Source organism: Robertmurraya mangrovi, from assembly GCF_034427655.1.
Lineage (GTDB): Bacteria > Bacillota > Bacilli > Bacillales > Cytobacillaceae > Robertmurraya_A > Robertmurraya_A mangrovi.
On the sequence record NZ_JAXOFX010000024.1, the window covers coordinates 1 to 25,702 of the forward strand.

Below are 25,702 nucleotides of genomic sequence, written 5' to 3' on the forward strand. Positions count from 1 at the left end.
CTTCATAATAACTAGCTCCTTCCGTAATGTAGCTCTGATTTGGTTTGTTTTATCAATAAACATTCTTACCAAATTAACCTACGAATTTACGAGTAAGGAGCTAGTTTCGTTCATGATAACTCGTCGCAAGCTCCTGTGGGGTCTAATCTGTCCCGCTGTTCCCGCAGGAGTCTTCGTGCCTTCCACTCCAATCAACAGAGTGCTCAATATAAAGATGGAACGATCAAGAGAATTTTTAAATAAAGCTTAGGGACTTTTCGGACACCCCATCATTGAATTATCCCCTTCTAAAAAATAACTCTTCTAAAATATCTTCATCACTTTTAACAAGTTTCGCTCCCTGTTGGATGAGTTCATTTGTCCCTGTAGAATTCGAATTGAAAATACTTCCAGGGAGAGCGAAAACCTCTCTTCCTTCGTGGACCGCATAGTTTGCGGTTATAAGAGAACCACTTTTCTGTTTCGCTTCAATTATAAGTGTTCCATTGCTCAGACCACTTATAATTCGGTTTCTCATAGGGAATTGCCATCTAGTAGGTTTCGAATTGGGAGGAAATTCTGATATTACAAGTTGGTGACGCATCATGTGGAGGGCAAGAGAGAGGTTTGACTTAGGGTAGATGTGAAAAAGTCCACCAGCTATAACCGCAATGGTACTTCCACCTAATTTAATAGCAGTCTCGTGCGCTAATGCGTCGACACCAGCCGCTAATCCGCTAACAATTATCACACCTTTCTTAAGAATTTTTGGAAAAAGAAAATGAATTGACTTTTTGCCATATTCCGTTGCTTGTCTTGAGCCGACCACTGCTAGCTTCGGTTCTACTTTTAATAGATTTATATTTCCTTTTCCGTATAAAATCCATGGTGGTTGATACGTTTCTTTTAACATTTGAGGGTAGATTTCGTCGAATAACGTTATAATATGAATCTCGTTAATTTCATATTGGCGAATTTCATCATAGATAGTTTGTGAATGTAGGTCTTCTTGAAAGGTATTTAAACAGGAGGGAGATAAATATTTTAAATATTTATGGGAAGAAAGGGTGTAAAGGTTGGTTAATTCAGGGTCCTCTCTGAGGAATTGATAAATCATCTTCCAAGTAATTCCCCGACAATGATGAAGATGGGCCAGCTTCAATTTAAATTCGTCCATAGGTTACCTCCAAATGATATTATTTTTTATATGATAAATAGCCCCTCTCATCAGAGGGACTATTTAATCACTTACTCATGCTAATTAATGAGTTTTACATTGATCGTAAAGTCCTTTTTCTTTAAGAACTTTGATAAGAGTTTCACCCATAACAGATGGAGTATCAGCTACTTCAATTCCGCACTCATTCATTACGCGGATTTTTTCGTCAGCCGTACCTTTACCACCAGAAATAATCGCACCAGCATGGCCCATGCGCTTACCAGGAGGTGCAGTACGTCCTCCGATAAAGCCTACTACAGGTTTAGTCATGTTTGCCTTAACCCACTCAGCAGCCTCTTCTTCAGCTGTTCCACCGATTTCACCAATCATGATAACAGCGTAAGTTTCAGGATCTTCGTTAAATGCTTTTAATACATCGATGAAGTTTGTTCCGTTAACTGGGTCTCCACCAATACCTACAGCTGTAGATTGACCGATACCTTCTTGAGATAACTGGTGAACAGCTTCATACGTTAATGTACCTGAGCGAGAAACAACTCCAACGTGTCCTTTTGTATGAATGTATCCTGGCATAATACCAATTTTACATTCGCCTGGAGTAATAACACCTGGGCAGTTAGGTCCAACTAGGCGAGTCTTTTTCCCTTCCATATAACGCTTAACTTTTACCATGTCTAATACAGGAATATGTTCTGTAATACAGATTGCTAAGTCTAGCTCTGCATCTACAGCTTCTAAAATAGCATCTGCAGCGAATGGAGCTGGTACATAAATAACAGAAGCGTTAGCACCTGTAGCTTTAACAGCATCTTCAACCGTGTTGAATACAGGAACACCTTCTACTTCAGTACCGCCTTTACCTGGTGTTACACCAGCTACGATTTGAGTACCGTATTCTAGCATTTGTTTTGTATGGAAAAGGGCAGTAGAACCTGTAATCCCTTGAACAATAACTTTAGTATCTTTATTAATAAATACGCTCACATCAATTCCCCTTTCTAATCCTTAGGCTGATTTCGTTATATAACGAAATTAACCTACTAATGAAACGATTTTTTGTGCACCGTCAGCCATAGATTCTGCAGCGATAATGTTGATATCTGACTCAGCAAGGATTTTCTTACCAAGTTCAACATTTGTACCTTCTAAACGAACAACTAAAGGAACGTTTAGACCTACTTGCTTAGCAGCTTCTACTACACCAGTAGCGATAACGTCACACTTCATAATTCCGCCAAAGATATTTACGAAAATACCTTTTACATTTTGGTCAGAAAGGATGATTTTAAATGCTTCTGTAACCTTTTCAGCTGTAGCACCGCCCCCAACATCAAGGAAGTTTGCAGGGTCTCCGCCGTAATGTTTTACGATGTCCATTGTAGCCATTGCAAGTCCTGCTCCGTTAACCATACAACCGATATTTCCATCTAGAGAAATATAGCTTAGGTCATATTTAGATGCTTCAATTTCTTTTGCATCTTCTTCGTCTAGGTCACGGTATTCTAAAATATCTTTATGACGATATAAAGCGTTAGAATCAAAGTTTAACTTAGCATCTAATGCCATTACATTGCCATCGCCTGTAACAACTAGCGGGTTAATTTCAGCGATTGAGCAATCTTTCTCAACGAAAGCTTGGTATAAGCCCATCATGAACTTAACTGCTTTGTTTACTAATTCTTTAGGAATATTGATATTGAATGCAATACGACGAGCTTGGTAGCCAGTTAATCCAACTACAGGATCTACTACTTCTTTGAAAATTTTCTCAGGAGTTTTTTCAGCTACTTCTTCAATCTCCGTACCGCCCTCTTCTGAAGCCATTAACACCACACGAGAAGTTGCGCGATCTAATACTAAACCGATGTAGTATTCTTTCTTAATATCGCAACCTTCTTCGATAAGTAAGCGTTTAACTTCTTTACCTTCTGGGCCTGTTTGGTGTGTAACAAGTGTTTTACCTAAAATTTCACTTGCGTATGTACGTACTTCTTCTAAATTTTTAGCAACTTTAACTCCGCCAGCTTTACCGCGTCCACCAGCATGAATTTGTGCTTTAACTACACAAACAGCTGTTCCTAATTCTTTTGCAGCTTCAACAGCCTCATCAACTGAAAATGCTACTTTACCGTTTGGAACCGCTACCCCGTATTTTCTGAGGATTTCTTTACCTTGGTACTCATGGATATTCATTTCCCATCCTCCTTTTAATCTAGCTAAGAGCGCTTAGGAATATTAAATAATATATAACAAAATTACTATTTCTTCCCTATTTAAAGCGCTTCCGCTTTTCCCTTTAAGTTCTATAAAAAATAGACTGCGCTTTCATTTTATAAAACAACATCAACCTTGTCTACCATTAATACAAAAATATTATATTTCTTTAAAAATTTATAAAATTATGTCATTAATAAAACCCTATTATTGCAGTAATAACCGTAGTTATCACGCTTAAATTATTTTTTTAATAAAATAATTTTTTTAATTACAAAAATAAAAACAGCTAGAAAACTTAATCATTTTCTAGCTCCAATTTCTTTATTTGTTTTATAAATGAAGGCAAAAACTTCGGCCACTGCTTGATACAGTTCTTCTGGGATATTTTCATTGATTTCTAACTTACTTAAAAGTTCTACTAAAGAAGAATCTTCTTGAATAGGTACATTATTTTCTTTCGCTTTTTCAAGAATGTTCTCCGCAACAATTCCTTTTCCTTTGGCTACTACTCTAGGGGAATCATGTTTTCGTTGGTCATAACTAAGGGCAATGGCTTCTTTTCTTATTTTTGTATCCGCACTTTTCATACTCTGTAATCAACCCCACTATAATTACTAGATTGATATACTTGTTTCATCATGTTCTTATTTTGCTCGGTCGATTGGTCCGTTGTTTTTTGAAAACTAATAGAGGAAAGTTGATAGTTTAAACCAGCAAGACTTTCTTTTAAAGATGGTAAAAATACCTTACCTACCTCTTTAATATTTTCTGTATCGTTAATAACCGTAATATTTAAGATGCGATTTTGAACTTGCATATCCACGATTGTTTCATTTAAGTACTCTAATTCTAAATAAAATAAAACTCGGCAATAATTCGGGTCAATTTGTCCGTTCTCTTTTTTCCGACCACTCCATTGAAGAGTTAGATCGGTTGTTTTATTCCAGAAAGATAACGGAATTTGCATGACCAATTGTTGAAGCGGACCTATTTCATGAGATAATAGTTGAACTCCTGTAATCCTATGTAAAAGTTGTTCTGCGGCTTCTTTAACAGGTAAAGACTGACCCTCATTCAAAAATTTCACTAAAAGTGCCTTTAGAGTTTCTGTTTTCGGCTGATCTTCACCCCCTGTTGTTTTCAAAAAGGATAGTAAATCATTTTCATGGGTTAAACCCAATGTTTTAACTAAATGCTTTAACTGATCCGATACCGATCTTCCATTTTCCCATTTGACATTCTCTTCTTGTAACCCTCTTCCGATAGACTGTAAAAGTTCCTTTTCTTCATCGGTTATTTCGGTTCCGATTGGCTTTACTCCGTTCGTATCAACTAATTTTATAGTCTGGCCAGAGTCACTCATTTGGGAGTTTAAAAATCGAGCGAAAGCTTCCAGGTTAGAGTCTTCTTTTTTTAACAAGCCAATTATGCTTACTTGATCTTTAGATTGTTGAGAGAGAGTCTCAAGTACTTTTTTTATCTCACTTATAACTTCAGTCTTATTTATACTGTTCAATGGTCCTTGCGAATCTTGATAACGAGAAACTAAACCTTTTAACTCTTTAGCTTGATTCTGTTCCTCAGCTTCACTAACAACCCGTAAGGCAGTCTTAATTACAACCTCCTCTTCATTCCCCTCTGGAAGAAATTGAAACTGCTGAAGGATATTTAAAGCCTTCTGTGTGTCAGCCTTATCTTTCCCATTGAGCCAAATCCCTACTAATTGCGTAACGGCTTTCTCTACAAACTTTACTTTTTCCGTTTCAGAAGATTGATAGAGGATACTAGCTAATTTATTTCCTGTTTCACTTAAATTATCTTTAGTCAACAAACTTTGAAGATGTTGCATCAATGTATGAATGGGTTCACTTTTCACGTTAGATTGAACAGCTAAGAACGTGTCTTTCGTTAATGGCAACTCTCTTAGGATAAGTTGCCTAATAACTTCTAGCCCTTCTTTTGATGAGTTTGCTCCTTTTAATAAGTCTGAAGCCATCTGTAAGGCCTCTTTTGTAATCGGCAACTGTTCTTTTATAAAAAAACGTAGTATTTCTCCATTCTCTTTTGAGGGGGGAAGATTTAATTGTTTTAACAATGTGTCCATTGCTACTACATCCCTACTTTGTTGACCCTCTGGGGACTGTAAAATCTTCAAATGTACTTTCCCTTCTCCAGGTTGAACTTGAAACCAATAACGCTCACTTGCTGCTAAAGATGCTTCAAGCTGCGCAATTACTTTTTGGTTGCCAATCTGAACTTCGGCTATCTGACCTGGAAATAACTTTAGGATTTTCCCGTTAAAAACTTGGCCAGGCTGAAACATTCTTGGAGCAGTTTCCGTGCTTGTGTTCTGTCTTAAAAGAGTTTGGATTAAACTAGCTGTAACCATGATCTCCCTCCTTCCAAAGCTAAAAAATAGTTTTCTAGTTCAGCTCCAGTTCTAATTGATTCATATTTTTTATTGGTGCAAAGCTTCTACGATGATAAGGAGTAACTCCAAACTGTTCGAGAGCCAATAAATGTTCTTTTGTCCCATATCCCATATTCTGTGAAAAGCCATATTGAGGGTATTCTTCACCAATCTTTTTCATTAACCGGTCTCTCGTAACCTTAGCAATTATAGACGCAGCAGCAATAGAGATACTCTTTGCGTCACCTTTAATAATTGACTCTTGTGGGTAAGGGCTGATCAATTTCATTGCATCTATTAGTAAAAAATCTGGAGAGGTCGTAAGATTATTTACTGCTGATAGCATCGCTTTCTTCGTAGCCTCGTAAATATTTATTTCGTCGATTTCTTTAGCGTCAATCATTCCGATTCCTATGGCAATCGCTTGTTCTTGTATCAATTCAAAATACTCTTCTCGCTTTTGTTCAGATAGCTTTTTTGAATCATTTATACCGAGGAGAGTAAAGGACTCTGGTAAGATAACAGCTGCGGCAACAACAGGACCTGCTAGAGGGCCTCTTCCGACTTCATCAATCCCAGCAATATATTTGTATCCCATCGCTCGAACATTACGTTCATATTGAGTCATTTCATAAAATAAAGCCTCGGTTTGCTTTTGTTGCTCATACTGCTTAAACCACCTATTTAAGGCAACCTGCACACCTTTTCTTTCATCTTTTGAAACTTTCTTAATAAAAGGATCTTTAGAATCTTTAATCCCTTGTAGTTTTTCATCTATTTCTTGTACCGTCCACTTTTTCAAGATGCCTGTACCCCTTTAAAATTGTATTACCATACTGTATGTATCGGTTTCTAATAGAAAAAATAAAGGCCTCAAAGAATGAGGACCAATTATTTGAATCTATTCTACTGTTTCTTCTTGCTCTTTCAATAACAAGTCTGCAGGTCTTTCTAAAGAAAGAGAACCGAACTGCTCCGAGCGCATTTCTCTAACGATTAGCTCGGACACTTTATCATAATCGACTTCTCCTCCACCCATTAGACAACCTCGTCTCTTACCTATTTCATCAAAAGTTTCAACGACTTCTTCGTGGATGGCATCTAAGTTATAACGCTCCTTTAGTCTTTCAGGATACTCTTTTTCAAGAAAACGAAGTCCATAGATACTAATATCATGTAAGTTTAACAAGGTGTCTTTAATCGCACCCGTTAAAGCTAATTTTAATCCTACCTCTTGGTCTTCAAACTTTGGCCAAAGAATCCCGGGGGTATCGAGTAACTCTAGTTCTTTCCCTACTTTAATCCATTGCTGAGCCTTTGTAACACCAGGCATATTCCCTGTTTTAGCAATATTCTTTTTTGCCAGACGATTAATTAGTGTTGATTTCCCAACGTTAGGTATACCAACGATCATAGCTCTAATCGCTCTTGGTTTTACACCCTTCGCCTTTAATCTGTCCAACTTTTCTTTTAAAACTTCTTCTGAAGCGGTAACAATCTCTTTCATACCAATTCCTTTATGTGAGTTGATTGCTAGAGATTTAACGCCCTTCGCTTCAAAATACCGCACCCATTCTTTCGTAACAGCTTTATCCGCCATGTCCGCTTTATTTAGAAGAACAAGTCTTGGCTTATGCTGAATAATATCATCAATCATAGGATTTCTAGATGAATAGGGAATACGAGCATCAACCAGTTCAAAAATGATATCGACTAGTTTTAACTTTTCTGTAACCTGCCTACGCGCTTTGGCCATATGCCCAGGAAACCATTGAATGGTCATAGCTATCACTCCTTATTTTACAAATCTTGCTTCTTCAAGTGGCCAATATACCACACTCGTTGTACCTAATACTTTCTTCATTGGTACTGTACCAATTCTACGACTATCCTTACTGTATCTTCTGTTATCTCCCATAACGAACAGATGACCTTCAGGGACTGTTTCTTGACCCGTTATTTCCATTAAAGTAAAAGACTCCGTTAATGGTCCGTCAATTACTTGCTCTTTGTATTTATCTAGGTAAGGTTCTTTATACGCCTTTCCATTTACATAGAGAGTATCATTTTTATATTCTATCCTATCACCGGGAAGACCAATGACTCTTTTTATGTAATCTTTATTTTCTGGTGCATGAAAAACAATGATATCAAATCGATCAGGCTTTCCAATCGTATAACTAAACTTGTTCACGATCATTCTGTCCTTATGCTGTAGAGTCGGCATCATAGATTCCCCATCTACTACAATTGGTGCAAATAAGAAATAGCGGATAACAGCTGCCAATAATACAGCAATAATTAGAGCCTTTGTCCATTCCCAAAACTCGTTCTTTTTCTTTGTCATAAAATGAGTCTCCCACCATTCCATTGAAACAAAAATAATAATAAATCGTTTTTACCGTGATTGCTCGTCCACGATGTAACATCATTTTACTATAATTGATTGCTAAACTGCATCCTTTTCAATCATTATACCCAGATTTAGAAGGGATAAAAAAAAGGAGCTTGCATAACAAGCTCCTTTTTAGTGTAATTATCGGATTTCTTTAATACGAGCTTTTTTACCACGTAGGTTACGTAGGTAGTAAAGTTTAGCACGGCGAACTTTACCGCGACGGATAACTTCTAGCTTCGCAATTTTTGGAGTGTGAACTGGGAATGTACGCTCAACGCCTACACCGTAAGAGATCTTACGAACAGTGAAAGTTTCACTGATTCCGCCACCACGACGCTTAATTACAACTCCTTCATAAACCTGAACACGCTCACGAGTTCCCTCAACAACTTTAACGTGTACACGTACAGTGTCTCCAGGACGGAAAGCTGGGTGGTCATTACGAAGTTGTTCTTTCGTAATTTCATTGATTAATTGTTGCATGAATATTCTCTCCTTATCACAGATGCTCTTACAAATCTTATAATTGCAGCGGAACATCGTTTATAGGACATAAACTAAATCAATTCAGTCTAAGTCACAAGGAATATCATAACATAATTAGACGTCTATATCAATACTATTTCTCTTCTTTTTCAAACTCAGCCATCCATTTTCTATGCTGGTCTGTTAATTCTATCTGCTCTAATAAATCTGGTCTACGGTTGTAGGTTCGTCTAAGAGATTCTTTCGCGCGCCATTCATCAATTAACTTATGGTTCCCTGATGTTAATACTTCAGGTACTTTCATTCCCCTGAAATCAGCTGGCCTTGTATAATGCGGATGCTCTAAGAATCCCGTGCTGAAAGAATCACGCATATGGGACTCTTCATTACCTAGAACACCTGGTAGTAGCCTAACCACACTATCAATGACAACCATTGCTCCTAGCTCTCCGCCCGTTAAAATAAAATCACCGATAGAAATTTCCTCTGTAATCAAATGCTCTCTAATTCTTTCATCGTATCCTTCATAGTGCCCACATACAAAAATTAAGTGCTCCTCTTTAGCAAGCTCCTCAGCCTTTTTCTGATCATACCTTGCCCCTTGAGGACACATTAGAATAACTTTAGGAGGTTTTTCTGTGTTAGCTTGCTCTACTAGATGACTAACCGCATCAAAAATAGGCTGTGGCTTTAACACCATCCCTGCTCCGCCCCCATAAGGGTAGTCATCAACCGTTTTGTGCTTGTTATCTGCAAACTCACGAAAATTCACGACATTATATTTAACCGCTTGATTTTCTTCACCTTTTTTTAAAATGGAATGACCAAATACACCATCAAACATCTCTGGAAAAAGCGTAAGAACATCGATGTTCATCATGACAGTAAGCCTTCCATCGGTTCAATCAATATAATTTTTTCCTTTATATCTACTTTCTTGACTACTTGCTCAATATAAGGGATTAATATGTCTTTTCCGCCTTTTCCTTTAATCACCCATACATCATTAGCCCCAGGAGTTAAAATTTCGCGAATTTTACCTATCTCTTCTCCTTTTACAGTAAATACCTCGCAACCAATAATTTCATGAAAGTAAAATTCGTTGTTTTCTAATTCACCTAGTTGGCTCTCTGGTACTTTAAGAATCCCACCTTTGAATTTTTCAACATCATTCATATTCGGGTAACCCTCAAACGTCAATAAATCAAAGGATTTATGTTGTCTATGTGAAGCTACAACCAACTCAATTGGAGTATCTGTATCAGGCATAAAAAGGTATAGGTGATTCCCAGGCTTGTATCGTTCATTTACAAAGTCTGTTTTAGAAACGACCCTAACCTCACCTTTAATTCCGTGTGTATTTACAAGTTTCCCGACATTAAACCATCTTTCCATAAAAGTCACCTTCTATCGTATTTCGTCAACGATACCATCTTTTATAATGATCGTTTTACTAGTTTTAATATCATCCCAACGATCGCCGACTTTTACCTCGACAATCCCTTGGATTTCCTTTTCTTTTAGTTCACTGCCTATAGGTAGCATATGTAATTGGTCTAGTTGAAACTCTAGTAGTTTGATTTTTTCTTGTCGATTATGTATTTCTTTGTCAAAATGAGTTTTTAAACTGCTTGGCTGAAATTTCTTTGTTTTCTCTAGTTTTTTGAGCTCAAATAGAAGCTGGTCACACTCCTTTTGAAGCTGTAACTTTTTGTTATTATATTTTGCCTCAAGTTCTGCTTTACTATTTTCTGTCAGCTTTTGCTTTACGATAATATTTTGGAGAATATTCACTTTAAGACTCCTCCTCTGAACTGAATAATAAATATATAATAACATTTAACTTAGGTTAGAATACCTTCAGAAAGAGCTAAAAAACATTGTAAAAAAAGGAGGGGTTCCCCCTCCTTTTTTAAGTGAGACTAGTGAGCACCAATGATGCACTCTAATCCAAATTATTCACAGATTTCTAAGTAAATCTTCTTCTGTTGTGATGCTCCTGCTGCGTAGACAACAGTTCGTATTGCTTTAGCTACTTTCCCTTGCTTCCCAATTACTTTACCCATGTCGGTTTTGTTAACATTAAGTTTGTAAGTCATTCGATCGTTATCTTCAACGATATCGATTCGAACATCTTCCGGGAAGTCAACAAGAGGCTTAACAATCGTTTCGATGAGCTCTTTCATTTAAGCTCTTTATTACTTGCTGTACTTAGCGTTATGGAATTTCTCCATAATGCCTTGTTTAGAGAAAAGGTTGCGAACTGTGTCAGATGGTTTTGCTCCATCTTGTAACCATTTAAGAGCTAACTCTTCATTGATTTCAACTGCTGCTGGTTGAGCAACTGGGTTGTAAGTTCCAACTGTTTCAATGAAACGTCCATCACGTGGTGAACGAGAATCTGCTACTACGATACGATAAAAAGGAGATTTTTTTGCTCCCATACGTTTTAAACGAATTTTAACTGCCATTTTAAATAAGCACCTCCGAATAGTTTCACACAAGATAGTATAATATCAATTCTTGTTTAGTTTGTAAAGTGTTTTTTCTTGTCACTACATTTTTGTTTAACTTATACCTTAAAAAGGATTAAAAGGAAGCTTAAATCCACCCTTTTTCTTTCCTTTTTGTTGCATACCTGTCATTTGCTTCATCATTTTCTTCATGTCCTCAAATTGCTTTAATAAGCGATTTACTTCTGGAACTGAAGTACCACTTCCTTTGGCAATTCTTTTACGACGACTAGAATTAATGATTTCAGGATTTTCTTTTTCCGCTGTTGTCATCGATTGAATAATCGCTTCAACATGAGAAATTTGTTTTTCATCAATTTGAAGATTGTTTAAACCTTTAATTTTGTTTGCACCAGGCATCATTTTTAGGAGTTCATCAAGCGGCCCCATATTTCGGACTTGACCTAATTGCTCCAGGAAATCATCTAAAGTAAAGGAAGCTGTACGCATTTTACGCTCAAGTTCCTTTGCTTTCTCTTCATCCACGTTTGCCTGAGCTTTTTCAATTAATGTTAAAACATCACCCATACCTAAGATACGAGAAGCCATTCTTTCAGGGTGGAAGGACTCAATAGCATCCATCTTTTCACCTAAACCAATAAACTTGATCGGTGTATTCGTTACAGAACGAATAGATAGTGCAGCTCCCCCACGAGTGTCTCCATCGAGCTTAGTTAAAACAACCCCTGTTAAACCTAGCTGCTCATTAAAACTTTGAGCAACATTTACTGCATCTTGACCAGTCATTGCATCAACAACTAAGAAGATTTCATCTGGCTTAGATAACTCTTTAATTTGCTTCAGCTCATCCATAAGAGCTTCATCAACATGAAGTCGTCCGGCCGTATCGATTAATACATAATCATTATGATCTTCTTTCGCTTTTGCAAGTGCTTGCCTAGCAATTTCAACGGGGCTCACTTGATCACCTAAAGAAAAAACAGGCATACTCAGTTGTTTTCCAAGTGTTTCAAGCTGCTTAATAGCTGCAGGACGATAAATATCGGCAGCAACTAGCATAGGGTTACGATTATATTTTTTTCGAATTAGATTGGCTAGTTTTCCTGTAGTGGTGGTTTTACCAGCACCCTGTAATCCAACCATCATGATGACAGTAGGAGGTCGGTTAGAAACAGCAATCTTACTCTGCTCTCCACCCATCAGCTCGGTTAACTCTTCTTTTACAACCTTAATGACTTGTTGACCAGGTGTTAAACTTTTTAACACTTCTTGACCAACAGCGCGTTCACTAACTTTTTTTACAAATTCTTTGACGACCTTAAAGTTTACATCTGCTTCAAGTAAAGCAAGACGAACTTCACGCATCATCTCTTTAACATCCGCTTCATTTACTTTCCCTTTTCCACGGATCTTTTGAATCGTATTTTGCAGTCGGTCGGCTAATCCTTCAAATGCCATAAATGCCGCCTCCTAATCTAATTTCTCAAGCTCAGAAACTGCGTCTAGCAAAGTCTGTTGATCGAGCGTTTTTTCGGTCAAAAGTTCTTTCATTTTTAAAAGAATCTTGTTTCGCTCTTGAAACTTTTGAAATAGTAATAACTTACTTTCATATTCCTCTACCATTGCCTCTGTCCGTTTAATATTGTCGTACACGGCTTGTCTACTAACATTAAACTCCTCTGCAATTTCTCCAAGGGAATAATCATCTAAGTAGTACAGGGACATATAGCTCTGTTGCTTAGGTGTTAACAACGACTGGTAAAAGTCATACAAATAATTCATTCGCGTTGTCTTTTCCAGCATAGCTTATCACCCCTTGTTAAGTCAAATGCCTTTACAAAGATATATTACACACTTCAAATAAGAATGTCAAGAAAATATCTTTACAAACGAATGGTTGAAGCGGCTTAATCCTACCGTCTTCGAAATATAAAAAGGGTCACTCAACAAACATTGAGTCAACCCTAATATGATTTATTCTTCAACCGTTTCATTTTCAACTAAATCAGCAAACAAACCATATACGTACTGTTCTGCATTGAACTCTTGGAGGTCATCCATTTTTTCTCCAAGACCTACAAATTTAACAGGGATATGGAGTTCGTTTCGGATAGCAATAACGATTCCTCCCTTAGCAGTCCCGTCAAGCTTGGTTAAAACAATTCCACTAACGTTAGTAGCTTCTTTGAATGTCTTAGCTTGTATCAATGCGTTTTGACCTGTTGTTGCATCAAGAACTAACAGAACTTCATGAGGAGCTCCTGGAACTTCTCTCTCAATCACGCGCTTTACTTTTTCAAGTTCTTTCATTAAGTTTACTTTATTCTGAAGGCGTCCAGCTGTATCACATAAGAGAATATCTGCATTTCTCGATTTTGCTGATTGAATGGCATCAAACATGACAGCAGCTGGATCAGAGCCTGCTTCTTGCTTGATCACATCAACACCTACACGCTCTCCCCATACTTCTAACTGTTCAATGGCTCCTGCACGGAAAGTATCTCCCGCAGCCAGCAATACATTCTTTCCTTCTGACTTGAACTTATGCGCTAGTTTTCCTATGGTCGTTGTTTTTCCAACTCCATTTACCCCTACAAATAAAACAACGGTTAACCCTTCGCTTTGAATATTCAGTTCAGGTGATGCATCGTCGGCCCCATTGTAAATTTCAACTAATTTCTCTGAAATGACACTTTGTACTTCACGTGGGTCTTGAATGTTTCTTCTTTTCACTTCCATTTTTAGTTCTTCTACCAGTTCCATAACCGTATTAAAGCCAACATCTGCTTGAATTAAAATCTCTTCTAGTTCTTCAAAGAAATCTTCATCTACTTTTCTATATCTCGCAACTAAGTCATTAACCTTACCGGAGAAATTATCTCTCGTTTTCGTTAAGCCCTCCTTAAACTTGTCCGTAACAGCCTCTGTTTGCTTCGTAATTTTCTCTTTTAATTTCTTGAAAAAGCTCATGAACTAAACACTTCCTTTTATGATTGAACTAATTCTTTTGTTTCTTCTAATCTAACAGAAACTAGCTTTGAAACTCCTGATTCTTGCATCGTTACCCCATATAGAACGTCAGCTTCTTCCATCGTTCCTTTTCTGTGTGTAATCACAATAAACTGAGTTTCATGACTATATCTTTTTAGATATTGACTAAATCGATATACGTTTGCTTCATCAAGTGCCGCTTCCACCTCATCTAGAATACAGAATGGAACAGGGCGTACTTTTAAAATGGAAAACAGGAGAGCAATAGCAGTTAAAGCACGTTCCCCACCTGATAGTAAACCAAGGTTTTGAAGCTTTTTACCTGGTGGCTGTGCAACAATTTCAACGCCTGTATTTAGTAAATCCTCTGGGTTCGTTAATCTTAAGTCCGCTCTTCCCCCACCAAATAAAGCCTGGAAAACAGATTCAAAATGTGATCGTATTCCATAGAAGGTTTGCTCAAAGCGTTTTTTCATTTCCTCATCCATTTCCTCAATAACTTGGAAGAGTGTGTCTTTCGCTTCTTGCAAATCATTCTTCTGCTCAAGTAAGAACTCGTAACGCTCTGAAACCCGCTCATATTCTTCAATGGCTCCGATATTAACTGTCCCCAGCTCTTCAATCGCTAATTTAATCAGCTTTACTCTCTTACGGGCTTCTTCAGCCGGAATGGTTAAAGGATACTCTTCCTTCGCCCCTTCAAAAGTAAGTAAATACTCTTCTCTTAAATGTGCTAGTCGATTTTCAAGTTCTACATCCAAACGGTTTAACTTAACCTCTTCATCTTTTAAAATCCCTACTAGCCCTTTGTATTGACGTTTTAATTCTTTAATCTCTAGTTCTGCATCTTCTAATTGACTATGCATGCTCATTCGTTCTTCACGTCGAGAGGAAATGAGCTTTAACGTTTCCGTTTTATCATGAAGTTTTCGTTTGGCTGCTTCTTCTAAAGAATCCTCACTAGAAGTACTATTGGTCATTTCCGAAGACAGGAACTCGAAATCTTCTTTAATCGTAGTTAACTTATCTTCGTTCTCGACCAATTCTTTCTCAAGATTTGAGTACTTTTCACTCGCATGATGGAACTGTTCACTTTTTGCGGCCAACTGAACTTTTAAATCATTTAACTCGGCTGTCGTTGTTTCTTTTGTTGTAAGCTGATTATTTTTTTGCTCCGTTAACTGAGCTATTTGCTGATTCAACTCATGGATATCTGCTTCATATTGAGTAAGCTGGTTTATTAACTCTTCTTTCTTAGCAGTTAGATTTTTCTCATCCATTCCGAATTGAGATTTATCAATGTCATAAATCGATAGCTTTTCATTGAGATTCTTTTCTTCAATCTCCACTTCTCTTAAGTTGCCTTTAACGGTTTGCTCTTTAATACGAAGCTCTTCTCCAGCTTTTCTTAATTGTTCTAATTGGTTTTCCTGCTCACCTATACTATCTTTTAAAACTTTTACTTTCTCTTCCAATTGAGCTGTTTTTTCTTCCATATCTAACAGCTTCACTTTTAAATCTTCTAGTTCTCCTTTTCTACTTAAAAGGGAGGAAGATTTTTGTTTGATTGCTCCACCGGTCATCGAGCCACCAGGATTAACAACGTCACCATCCATGGTTACAAAACGGCAGCGATATTGAAGGATTTTTGCCATTTCGTTAGCACCTTTTAAGTCTTTTGTAATAACAACAGTACCTAATAGATTACTAACAACCTCTTTATATTTAGAGTCAAAATCAACTAAATCAACAGCGACACCAACAAAGGATGGATGACCTTGAATAGACCCAAGTTGGGATGTTAATAAAGACTTACCTTTAATAACCGTCAAAGGTAATAAAGTAGCTCGGCCAAAAGAATTCTGTTTTAAATACTGAATAGCCTTTCGTCCACTTTCCTCCGAATCAACGACTACATGTTGCATAGCCCCACCGAGTGCTGTTTCAATGGCCACTTCATAATCCTTCGACACTTGAATAAGCTCAGCAATCGCTCCTTCAATACCTGGCAGTTTTCCTTCTCTAGCCTTTAAGATTTCTTTTACCCCTTGGAAAAATCCAGAGTAGTCATCTTCTAATTCTTCAAGCATATCCTTTCTAGATTGTGCTTTTTGAAGGTATTGATAAGCTTGATAAAGGGTAGACTGCTGCTTTTGATATTGATTTTTTACATTTTCTAATTTGCTTTGATCATTCCTAAAAACATGAACTTGATCTTCTAGCTTTTGTTGTACTTCCAGAAGCTCCCCTTCAATGGATTGCTTCTTTTCTTGAACAAGCTTTCTCTCAGCTAAGTATTTCTCATTATCTTCTTCTAGTTTTTGATTCCAAGCTTTATTTTGATTAAATTGCTGTTCAATAAATTGAAGCTCATTTTTAGAAGTAGCTTGTTTATTTAATAACTCAATATAATCGCTTTTTAATGATTCAATCGTTTCTTCGATATCTTCACTAAAAAGTTTTAGTTGATCTTGTTTTTCTTTTAATTGATTTTTTAATACCTGAGCTTCTTCTTGTAACTTACCCACAATCAACTGCTGGTTTTCTTTTTGTTCCTTTAACTCATGTACTTTTGTTGTTAAATCCGAAATGTTTTTCTCTAATTGTTCTCGATTATTTGTAGCATTTTTCTTACGCTCTTTTAATACTTCTTTTCTGCCTTCAAGTTTTTCTAGCTCTTCTGTAGCATGAAGAAGAACGTTTTGCAGACTATTAATAGACTCATCTAGGGCAGTAATATGGTCTCTTATTTCTTCTACCTTCGCTTCTTTGGCCTGTAAGGTTGAGGATAGTTTGATCTCGTCATTCTTATGCTTTTCTAGGTCTAGGGACAGCTGCTCCCATTTTGCATGCAAATCTTCAATTTCGTATACAGTTAAAGCTACCTCTATTTTCTCAAGCTCTTCCTTTTTCTCAAGATAATCTTTAGCAATGGAAGCTTGAATTTTAAGAGGTTCTACTTGGCTTTCTAATTCATACAAAATATCATTTACACGGTTTAAATTTTCCTGGGTTTCGTTCAGCTTTCCTTCCGCTTTTTTCTTACGTGTCTTATATTTCAAGACACCAGCCGCTTCTTCAAAAATCGTTCTTCTTTCTTCAGCCTTACTATTAAGAATTTCTTCGACTCTTCCTTGGCTGATGATTGAAAAAGCTTCTCTTCCAAGACCTGAATCCATAAATAAATCTACTATATCTTTTAGACGGCACGTTTGTTTGTTAATTAAATACTCACTCTCACCTGAACGATATACACGTCTTGTTACACTAACTTCATTATAATCAATCGGTAAAAATTGATCTTCATTATCAAGAGTAAGGGTAACTTCTGCAAAATTCAGTGGCTTTCTAGAATCACTACCTGCGAAAATAATGTCTTCCATCTTTGCTCCACGAAGAGATTTTGCTGATTGTTCCCCAAGTACCCAGCGAATGGCATCCGTTATATTACTCTTTCCACTTCCGTTTGGCCCAACTACCGCTGTTACTCCTGTAACAAAATCGACTCCGATGCGTTCGGCAAAAGATTTAAAGCCTACAACATCTAAACGTTTAAGATACACTGTTAATCACCCTTGACCCTATTTTATGTTGTCGCCTGATTGCTTACTGTTATCTTGAAGATGTGTTTTAATCTTCCCTAAAGCCATTTGGGCTGCATGTTGTTCTGCTTCCTTTTTCGAGCGGCCTGTCCCAACCCCTACTTCTTCGTCATTTAACGAAACACGAGAAACAAACTCGCGATTATGGGCAGGTCCTTTTTCTTGAAGTATTTTATATTCAATTGTACCAATCGCATCGCGTTGAACAAGCTCCTGTAATTGGCTTTTAAAATCCATCACATGAGAAAAAGCACCAGCATTTATTTTAGGAAAGACAATTTTTTCTAAAAATTGATTAACCGTTTCAAGTCCTTTATCTAAGAAAAGTGCGCCAATAAACGCTTCAAAGACGTCTGCTAATAAGGCTGGTCGTTCTCTACCACCCGTCATTTCCTCGCCCTTTCCTAGAAGCACGACTTTTCCAAATGAAAGCTCATTTGCAAAACCAACTAAAGAAGGCTCACATACAACAGCAGCTCTTAATTTAGTTAGTTCTCCTTCACTCATCATTGGATACTTTTCAAACAAAAATCTAGAAACGGTTAGTTCTAATACGGCATCTCCTAAAAATTCTAGCCTCTCGTTATCCTCATAAGGCTTTTTGCGATGCTCATTCACATAGGATGAATGTGTAAAAGCTTGTTTTAAAAGCTTAATATTATCAAACTTTATTCCTAAGTGTTCTTGAAAATCCTGAAACTGTTTGTCAATCGCACGAAACATTGCGTGCTTATCTTTTCCGTTCTTACCCATATTGCATCCACCTTGCTCTGTATTTACACATCAGAAAATAAAATTACCTTGTAATCGTTACAGCTTATTTGTGGCTACTCCTTACTCTTAATGAAGAAAAGAGCCTACTGTTATCATTACAAGTTTACGTAAAACCAATAAAAAACGCAAAGAACATTAGAAAATATTTTTTACCACACTTACATGAAGATGGATGTTCTTTAGTTCCTAAATTCTAGTCCAAGATATAATAGAAGAAAGCCCCGTATAAAAACGGAGCTTTACAATTACTCTAACGATTATGCCTTACTTTGTATGTAATTTACAGCGTCACCCACTGTAGAAATTTTTTCAGCGTCGTCGTCAGAAATTTCCATATCAAACTCATCTTCTAATTCCATAACAAGTTCAACTACATCTAGGGAATCAGCGCCAAGATCATCTTTGAACGAAGCCTCAAGAGTAACTTGAGTTTCTTCCACACCTAGACGGTCAACGATAATCTTTGTTACACGTTCTAATACCTCTGCCATGCCTGTTCACCTCCCCTCAAGACATTATAGATTATTTTTAATAAATAATAAAGGCTGTTTTCGCTATCATTGTCGTTACTGTAAAAATCCAAAAGCCGATTTTTACCCCTTAATAATTAAAGAGTGCTATAAATTTATATGGTAAGGCTTTTTCTAAAACTGATAACCTTTTAAGCCTAATAAAGCATGATATTTTATAGCAATTTTATATATTGTGAGAGGCAACAATGTTTTAGAAAAGAGCCATAATAAATGTTCTTTCAGAAGTTTTTCGTCAAAAACACCAAATTACATAACCATTCCGCCATCAACATGCAAGGTTTGACCTGTCATGTATTTGCTATCGTCAGAAGCTAAGAATACAACAACATTAGCGATATCCGATGGTTCTCCGAATCTAGCTAATGGAATTTGCTTTAACATTTCTGATTTGACTTCTTCACTAAGCTTGTCCGTCATATCAGTCGTAATAAAACCTGGTGCGATGGCATTAACCGTTATTCCTCTTGAGGAAAGCTCTTTGGCTGTTGTTTTTGTTAAACCAATTACACCTGATTTTGCGGCTACATAATTCGCTTGGCCAGGATTCCCACTCACTCCAACGATAGAGGAAATATTGATGATTCGACCACTTCTTTGCTTCATCATTTGTCTAGTTACTGCTTTAGTACAAAGGAAAACACCTTTAAGGTTCGTATTAATAACATCATCCCATTCGTCTTCCTTCATTCTCATAAGCAAGTTATCTCTTGTAATTCCGGCATTATTAACAAGAATATCAAGACTCCCAAACTTTTCAATGGTTTGTTTTACCATTTCTCCAACTGATTCAGCATCAGAAACATTACATTGAACAGCAAAAGCATCTTGTCCCAGTGCCTTGATTTGATCAACCACTTCATTGGCACTTGCTTCACTACCCGCATAATTAACAGCTACGTTTGCTCCCTGTCTAGCAAGCTCCAAAGCAATTTCCCTTCCAATTCCACGTGATGCCCCAGTTACTAAAGCAGTTTTACCTTGTAGTTTCATTTAACTTCCTCCTTCAAAGCATCCACAACTGACTGTAATGTTTCCTCGTCTGAAACAGCGAATGTTCTTACGGTACGGTTTACTTTTTTCACTAATCCGGATAATACTTTGCCTGGACCGATTTCGATAAAAGTATCTACACCTAAATCAATCATTTTCTGTACTGAATCTTCCCATAGTACAGGGGAATACAATTGTTCGATTAGTTTTTCTTTTATTTCGGTCGCTTCTGTCATTTCAGATGCAGTGACATTTGCTATAACAGGTATTTTCGCGTTACCAATCTGAATCTGACTTAGTACATCGTTAAATTTTTCTGCTGCTGGTTTCATTAACACAGAGTGGAAAGGTCCACTTACTTCTAGAGGTAGCGCACGTTTTGCTCCAGCTTCTTTTGCTTTAGCAGATGCTAACTCAACCCCTTTTCTCGTACCGGAGATCACAATTTGACCTGGGCAGTTTAAGTTCGCAAGCTGAACCGTATTCCCTTCAGCCGTTACTGTCTCTGTAACATCCTTTAAGACTTCGCGGTCAAGACCTAAAATAGCGGCCATTGTCCCTTCACGATTCGGAACAGCCTCTTCCATGTATTCGCCTCTTTTTCTAACAGCATAAACGCCGTCTTCAAAAGAGATGGCACCTGCTGCAACGAGCGCAGTATATTCCCCGAGACTATGTCCAGCAACATAATCAGCTGTAATGCCCGATTGTTTGAAGTACTCTAAAATCGCAATGCTTGTTGTTAGTAATGCTGGCTGTGCATTTGTTGTTAAAGTTAATTCGTCTTGTGGACCTTCAAATATTAGTTTTGATAGTGAGTCATTTAATTTTTCATCTGCTTTATGAAAGAAACTTTGAACCGTTTCATTTGATTCAGCTAATGATTTCCCCATTCCAACCGTTTGTGAGCCTTGGCCCGGAAAAATAAATGCGATTTTCCCCATGTGAACCTCTCCCTTCACTAACGTAATAAACTTTTTAAAAATAACTTACGACACTGTTGTTTTTTCTACTGCGCTTCTGATGGTTTCAGATACTTCTTTTTCAACCATTTCACGAGCTTGTCTTACTGCGTTGTATAAAGCATTTGCATCAGATGAACCATGGGCTTTAATAACAGGTGCTTTTAAACCAAATAGGCCAGCTCCACCATACTCTGAGTAATCCATTTTTGTTTTTAGCTCCATTAGATCAGGTTTTAGGACAGCTGCTGCTATTTTTGTTTTTAAACTGCTGTAAAGTGTTGTTTTCAGCATTTTGAAAACAGATAATGCCGTACCCTCTATTGTTTTTAGAACCATGTTACCGGTAAAGCCATCCGTTACAACCACGTCTGCAACACCGTCTAACAAATCTCTTGCTTCTACATTTCCGACAAAATTAAGATTGGCTTCTTTTATCAGTTCAAAAGCTTGTTTAGCAAGTTCATTACCCTTCTTCTCTTCTGTTCCTATATTTAGCAATCCAACTCTTGGATTAGAAATCCCTCTAACTTTTTCGCAATAGATGGACCCCATGATCGCGTTTTGAAGTAAGTGTTCAGCCTTAGCATCTACATTCGCTCCAACATCTAGTAGTAAAAAGCCCTCTCCGCCGATTGTTGGTAAAGTAGGAGAAAGTGCTGGTCGCTCAATCCCTTCTATCCTTCCAACTACAAAGAGTCCAGCGGCCATTAGAGCACCCGTGTTACCAGCAGAGATACATCCATCTGCCTCACCATCAGCCACTAATTTAGCAGCCAAAACCATGGATGAGTCTTTCTTTCGTCTAACTGCTCTCACTGGTTCATCGGTTGCTAATATTACTTCATCTGTATGAACAATCGTGATTCGATCCTCATTTGTAAGATGAGCCAATATGTCTGTTTCATTTCCTACGAGGATAATATGTAAGTCTGGAAAGGCTTGAATAGCTTTCATTGCTCCTAGCACAATCTCCTTAGGAGCATTGTCGCCTCCCATTGCATCAATGGCTAACTTCATGTATTTTTTCATTCCTTAATCTATTATTTTTCCTGAGCGGTACATTTCAAAATCACCTTTAAAAACAACTTCACTATTTACAAAGCTATGCACTTCAACAGTTGTACGCCCGCTGTTTTGATCAATCTTTGCTACCTTCGCTTTTGCAATAACCCTCTCACCTTCTTTTACAGAACGGGTGAATTGGATGTTGGCCTTTGCGGTTAATGCTAACTCATCATTGATTACTGCTACAGCCAGAGAATTAGCCTGTGCAAATAAATGATGTCCACGAGCGATTTGGTTTCTGACAAAAACATGTTCTTTTTTTACATCTAGAATAGAAATCGCTGTATGATCGAGTTCAATATCAATAATCTCCCCAATAACCTCTTCTATAGGAAGGGAACGAACTTCATCTTCGAACCTTTTTTCGGCTACGTTCTTTATTCTTTCCCTTAATTCCGGAATCGACAACTCTAGACGATCTAACCGTATCGTCTGAACACTTACACCAAACTTTTCAGCAAGGTCCTCATCCGTAATAAAGGGATTATCTTGTATGGTTTCTGTTAATAATTTTTGACGTTCTTTTTTGTTCATTCTCATTATTACACCGTCCGAGATATTAAGACTAGGTACTAATAGTAGTATATAATCAAAAAAAGCAGATTGCAAGAAAGAAGTTGCTATTTCTTACAATCTGCCTAATATTTAAAAGGAATTAATCTAATTTCTCTCCGTTAAAAACTCCAGTCTCATTTAAATACAATCTTAATGATTTATATTCTGGTAAATTCCAAAATTCTGTTGATTGTATCATCAACGTAGCATCATTTCTTGCTGTTTCAAGCGCACGGTAATCATGAACCATGTCTGCCACTTTAAACTCTGGTAAACCACTCTGTTTTTTTCCAAAAAAGTCACCAGGTCCTCTTAACTCTAAATCTTTTTCACTTACAACGAAACCATCATTTGTTTCCGTCATAATTTTCATTCGTTCTTTTCCAACTTCCGTTTTCGGGTCTGCTAAAAGAATACAATAAGACTGCTCACTTCCACGGCCGACACGACCTCTTAGCTGATGGAGTTGCGCTAGTCCAAATCTTTCCGCATCATATATGACCATGATGGTAGCATTAGGAACATTTACACCGACCTCGACCACTGTAGTGGACACTAATAATTGTACTTCATTTAGACTAAATGCCTTCATCACTTGGTCTTTTTCATCAGAAGTCAGTCTTCCATGCATTAATCCAATTTGATAACGACTTTGAAAATACTGTGTAAGTGTGGCATGTACATCAATAGCATTTTGTACATCAAGTTTTTCTGATTCTTCAATTAGTGGACATATTACGTAAGCTTGTCTACCTTTTAATAGCTCTTTCTCAACAAACCCTAGTACTCGGTCTAGCATATCATGTTTGGCCCAGTAGGTTTCAATTGCTTTTCTCCCCGCTGGCATTTCATCAATAATAGACACATCCATCTCGCCAAAGACGGTAATCGCCAATGTTCTAGGAATAGGAGTTGCCGTCATGAACAACACATCAGGATTCTCTCCTTTTTCACGAAGAATTCTCCTTTGTCCAACACCAAACCTATGTTGTTCATCAGTGATAACAAGTCCTAACTTTTTAAACTGAACTTCCTCCTGTATTAGAGCATGCGTTCCAATCAGTACATCAATTTCCCCATCTACTAGGAGCTGAAGTACTTCCTTTCTACGCTTACCCTTTACAGAACTCGTTAAAAGTTCACATTTTATGTTTTGGGGTTCTAGTAAGGATTTGAGTGACTCAGCATGTTGTTCAGCTAATATTTCAGTCGGAACCATTAGAGCCCCTTGATATCCAGCTGTGACACTAGAAAATAAACTTATGGCTGCTACAACGGTTTTACCTGATCCAACATCACCCTGTAAAAGCCGGTTCATTCGATAAGGAGATCTCAAGTCTGATAAGATTTCATCTACTACTCTTTTTTGTGCATTTGTTAACGGAAAAGGCAGCCCCTCAATGAATGTAGTCACTTTATCTAATGAAAAAGCTTGGCTAATTCCTGCTGACTGCTCTCGTTCAAACTTCCGTAAGGCTTGCATCTTTAATTGGAAATATAAAAACTCCTCATAAACAAACCTTCTTCTTGCCTGCTTCACGTCCTCTTCGTTTAAAGGGAAATGCATCGCACGAAGAGCATCTTTTCTGTTCAAAAGTCTATATTGTCTAAGCAAATGCTCCGGTAAGGTTTCTTCTATTTCCTGACCATATTGAGAGAAACCTAATTGAATAAATCGCCTAATTCCTTTAACGGTAATATCTCCCTTAACCGCATAAACAGGCTCAAACTCCTTGACAGCCGAATATGTACCGACTTTGGCCTCAGAAGCGGTAATCACCTGTCTATGCTGATCCCATTTGCCCGTTACCGTAATGGTTTCATTAATAACCATTTTTTGTTTTAAATAAGGCTGGTTAAAGAAAACAACCTGAATTAAATATCGATTGACTAATAGTCTAATAGTAAGACGTGAGCGTTTTTTTCCGTAATAGACAAGAGAAGGCTCACTATGAACCTTCCCTTCTACAGTCACTCTCTCATCATGCTTAACATCTGCTAAATCTCTTAATCGATAGTCTTCATAACGGTAAGGGAAATGTTCTAAAAGATCTTCTATCGTTACAATATTCATTTCTGATAATGCTTCTGCTGTTTCTTTACCAATACCTTTAACAGCTGTAACGGATTCTTTAAGATTATTCACCTTTTACTAGCGGTATCCCAAAGATCTTAGCTTCAAGCTCACGACCTGTAGGAGTTGCCGCCAAACCTCCCTCGGCAGTTTCTTTTAATGCTGTAGGCATCGTCAGACCGATTTTATACATTGCATCGATTACTTCATCACATGGAATACGACTAGTAATCCCAGCTAAAGCCATGTCGGCTGCTACCATAGCGTTCGCTGCACCCATTGCATTTCTTTTTACACATGGTACTTCTACCAACCCAGCAACGGGGTCACAGACTAATCCTAACATATTCTTTAACGTAATCGCCATTGCTTCGGCACATTGTTCAGGTGATCCTCCAGCCATTTCAACGATAGCTGCAGCAGCCATTCCAGAAGCAGAGCCTACTTCCGCCTGACACCCTCCGGCAGCACCAGAAATTGAGGCGTTATTCGCAACAACGAAACCAAAAGCTCCAGCTGTAAATAAGAATGCTACCATTTCTTCTCTAGTAGGATTTAATTTTTGTTTGACTGCAAAAAGTGTTCCTGGAACAACTCCGGCTGATCCTGCTGTAGGAGTGGCACAAATGGTCCCCATTGCGGCGTTCACTTCATTCGTAGCAACTGCCTTACTTACGGCATCAAGAATCGTGTCACCACATAAAGACTTACCTGACTCTATATATTTCTGTAAAAGGACTGCATCTCCACCTGTTAAACCAGAATGGGACTTAACCCCTTTTAAACCTCGTTCGACCGCCTGCTCCATGACTGTTAAATTATTATCCATCTGAGAAAGGATTTGTTCACGAGTACGTCCAGTAAACTCCATCTCTTGTTCTATCATAATATCTGATATCTTTTTCTTTTGACTTACCGCTTGTTCAACTAGTTCAGCTACATTACGGAACATGATGTACCAGCCCCCTTGCTGTTTGATTTATTATTTCCTTTAATTTATGAAAACGCT

26 protein-coding genes are annotated in these 25,702 nt (G+C 37.5%); all 26 read right to left on the minus strand.

Features of this window, described 5'->3' with window-relative positions:
• Positions 1-277: 277 nt before the first annotated feature.
• Positions 278-1,156 (minus strand): DNA-processing protein DprA, encoded by an 879-nt coding sequence (dprA, locus tag SM124_RS21870; RefSeq protein WP_322448640.1) that lies wholly within the window; start codon positions 1,154-1,156, stop codon positions 278-280.
• A gap of 84 nt (positions 1,157-1,240) precedes the next feature.
• A complete protein-coding gene (sucD, locus tag SM124_RS21875) occupies positions 1,241-2,143 on the minus strand; it encodes a succinate--CoA ligase subunit alpha (RefSeq protein ID WP_322448641.1) in 903 nt (300 codons plus the stop codon).
• 48 nt (positions 2,144-2,191) lie between these two features.
• Positions 2,192-3,352, minus strand: a complete 1,161-nt coding sequence (sucC, locus tag SM124_RS21880; RefSeq protein ID WP_322448642.1) for an ADP-forming succinate--CoA ligase subunit beta — start codon at positions 3,350-3,352, stop codon at positions 2,192-2,194.
• A 323-nt stretch (positions 3,353-3,675) separates the two neighbouring features.
• Positions 3,676-3,963: an EscU/YscU/HrcU family type III secretion system export apparatus switch protein gene (locus SM124_RS21885; protein WP_322448643.1), complete on the minus strand. Its 288-nt coding sequence runs from the start codon at positions 3,961-3,963 to the stop codon at positions 3,676-3,678.
• Positions 3,960-5,765, minus strand: a complete 1,806-nt coding sequence (locus tag SM124_RS21890; protein ID WP_322448644.1) for a TP0910 N-terminal domain-containing protein — start codon at positions 5,763-5,765, stop codon at positions 3,960-3,962. Before SM124_RS21890 ends, SM124_RS21885 begins: the two co-directional genes overlap by 4 nt.
• A 34-nt stretch (positions 5,766-5,799) precedes the next feature.
• Positions 5,800-6,588 carry a ribonuclease HII gene (gene rnhB / locus SM124_RS21895; protein ID WP_322448645.1) on the minus strand — a complete coding sequence of 263 codons (789 nt, stop codon included), beginning with the start codon at positions 6,586-6,588 and terminating at the stop codon, positions 5,800-5,802.
• 99 nt (positions 6,589-6,687) lie between these two features.
• Positions 6,688-7,569: a ribosome biogenesis GTPase YlqF gene (ylqF, locus tag SM124_RS21900; RefSeq protein WP_322448646.1), complete on the minus strand. Its 882-nt coding sequence runs from the start codon at positions 7,567-7,569 to the stop codon at positions 6,688-6,690.
• Positions 7,570-7,581: 12 nt separating this feature from the next.
• On the minus strand, positions 7,582-8,133 hold the full coding sequence (gene lepB / locus SM124_RS21905; RefSeq protein WP_322448647.1) for a signal peptidase I: 552 nt from the start codon (positions 8,131-8,133) through the stop codon (positions 7,582-7,584).
• 189 nt (positions 8,134-8,322) lie between these two features.
• Positions 8,323-8,667 (minus strand): 50S ribosomal protein L19, encoded by a 345-nt coding sequence (gene rplS / locus SM124_RS21910; RefSeq protein ID WP_322448648.1) that lies wholly within the window; start codon positions 8,665-8,667, stop codon positions 8,323-8,325.
• 136 nt (positions 8,668-8,803) lie between these two features.
• A complete protein-coding gene (gene trmD / locus SM124_RS21915) occupies positions 8,804-9,547 on the minus strand; it encodes a tRNA (guanosine(37)-N1)-methyltransferase TrmD (RefSeq protein WP_322448684.1) in 744 nt (247 codons plus the stop codon).
• Positions 9,547-10,065 carry a ribosome maturation factor RimM gene (gene rimM, locus SM124_RS21920; RefSeq protein WP_322448649.1) on the minus strand — a complete coding sequence of 173 codons (519 nt, stop codon included), beginning with the start codon at positions 10,063-10,065 and terminating at the stop codon, positions 9,547-9,549. The genes trmD and rimM overlap by 1 nt, the downstream gene beginning before the upstream one ends.
• 12 nt (positions 10,066-10,077) lie before the next feature.
• Positions 10,078-10,464 carry a YlqD family protein gene (locus SM124_RS21925; RefSeq protein WP_322448650.1) on the minus strand — a complete coding sequence of 129 codons (387 nt, stop codon included), beginning with the start codon at positions 10,462-10,464 and terminating at the stop codon, positions 10,078-10,080.
• A gap of 161 nt (positions 10,465-10,625) precedes the next feature.
• Complete coding sequence (locus SM124_RS21930) at positions 10,626-10,856, minus strand: KH domain-containing protein (RefSeq protein ID WP_322448651.1); 231 nt, start codon at positions 10,854-10,856, stop codon at positions 10,626-10,628.
• Positions 10,857-10,868: 12 nt separating this feature from the next.
• Positions 10,869-11,141: a 30S ribosomal protein S16 gene (rpsP, locus tag SM124_RS21935; RefSeq protein ID WP_322448652.1), complete on the minus strand. Its 273-nt coding sequence runs from the start codon at positions 11,139-11,141 to the stop codon at positions 10,869-10,871.
• Positions 11,142-11,249: 108 nt separating this feature from the next.
• A complete protein-coding gene (gene ffh, locus SM124_RS21940) occupies positions 11,250-12,602 on the minus strand; it encodes a signal recognition particle protein (RefSeq protein WP_322448653.1) in 1,353 nt (450 codons plus the stop codon).
• 12 nt (positions 12,603-12,614) lie between these two features.
• Positions 12,615-12,947 carry a putative DNA-binding protein gene (locus SM124_RS21945; protein WP_322448654.1) on the minus strand — a complete coding sequence of 111 codons (333 nt, stop codon included), beginning with the start codon at positions 12,945-12,947 and terminating at the stop codon, positions 12,615-12,617.
• A 171-nt stretch (positions 12,948-13,118) separates the two neighbouring features.
• Positions 13,119-14,114 (minus strand): signal recognition particle-docking protein FtsY, encoded by a 996-nt coding sequence (gene ftsY, locus SM124_RS21950; protein ID WP_322448655.1) that lies wholly within the window; start codon positions 14,112-14,114, stop codon positions 13,119-13,121.
• A 17-nt stretch (positions 14,115-14,131) separates the two neighbouring features.
• A complete protein-coding gene (gene smc / locus SM124_RS21955) occupies positions 14,132-17,698 on the minus strand; it encodes a chromosome segregation protein SMC (RefSeq protein ID WP_322448656.1) in 3,567 nt (1,188 codons plus the stop codon).
• A gap of 18 nt (positions 17,699-17,716) precedes the next feature.
• On the minus strand, positions 17,717-18,490 hold the full coding sequence (gene rnc / locus SM124_RS21960; RefSeq protein ID WP_322448657.1) for a ribonuclease III: 774 nt from the start codon (positions 18,488-18,490) through the stop codon (positions 17,717-17,719).
• Positions 18,491-18,768: 278 nt separating this feature from the next.
• Positions 18,769-19,002: an acyl carrier protein gene (locus SM124_RS21965; protein WP_322448658.1), complete on the minus strand. Its 234-nt coding sequence runs from the start codon at positions 19,000-19,002 to the stop codon at positions 18,769-18,771.
• 288 nt (positions 19,003-19,290) lie between these two features.
• Positions 19,291-20,034, minus strand: a complete 744-nt coding sequence (fabG, locus tag SM124_RS21970; protein WP_322448659.1) for a 3-oxoacyl-[acyl-carrier-protein] reductase — start codon at positions 20,032-20,034, stop codon at positions 19,291-19,293.
• Entirely contained in the window at positions 20,031-20,978 is a 948-nt protein-coding gene (gene fabD, locus SM124_RS21975) for an ACP S-malonyltransferase (RefSeq protein ID WP_322448660.1), read from the minus strand. Before fabD ends, fabG begins: the two co-directional genes overlap by 4 nt.
• Before the next feature lie 45 nt (positions 20,979-21,023).
• Complete coding sequence (gene plsX, locus SM124_RS21980; RefSeq protein WP_322448661.1) at positions 21,024-22,016, minus strand: phosphate acyltransferase PlsX; 993 nt, start codon at positions 22,014-22,016, stop codon at positions 21,024-21,026.
• A 15-nt stretch (positions 22,017-22,031) separates the two neighbouring features.
• On the minus strand, positions 22,032-22,604 hold the full coding sequence (gene fapR, locus SM124_RS21985; RefSeq protein WP_322448662.1) for a transcription factor FapR: 573 nt from the start codon (positions 22,602-22,604) through the stop codon (positions 22,032-22,034).
• Between the two features lie 115 nt (positions 22,605-22,719).
• Positions 22,720-24,765, minus strand: coding sequence for an ATP-dependent DNA helicase RecG (gene recG / locus SM124_RS21990; protein ID WP_322448663.1), 2,046 nt, complete (start codon positions 24,763-24,765; stop codon positions 22,720-22,722).
• The gene (sdaAA, locus tag SM124_RS21995; RefSeq protein WP_322448664.1) at positions 24,758-25,645 is read right to left on the minus strand and encodes an L-serine ammonia-lyase, iron-sulfur-dependent, subunit alpha; all 888 of its coding nucleotides are present in this window, start codon (positions 25,643-25,645) and stop codon (positions 24,758-24,760) included. Before sdaAA ends, recG begins: the two co-directional genes overlap by 8 nt.
• Between the last annotated feature and the right edge of the window lie 57 nt (positions 25,646-25,702).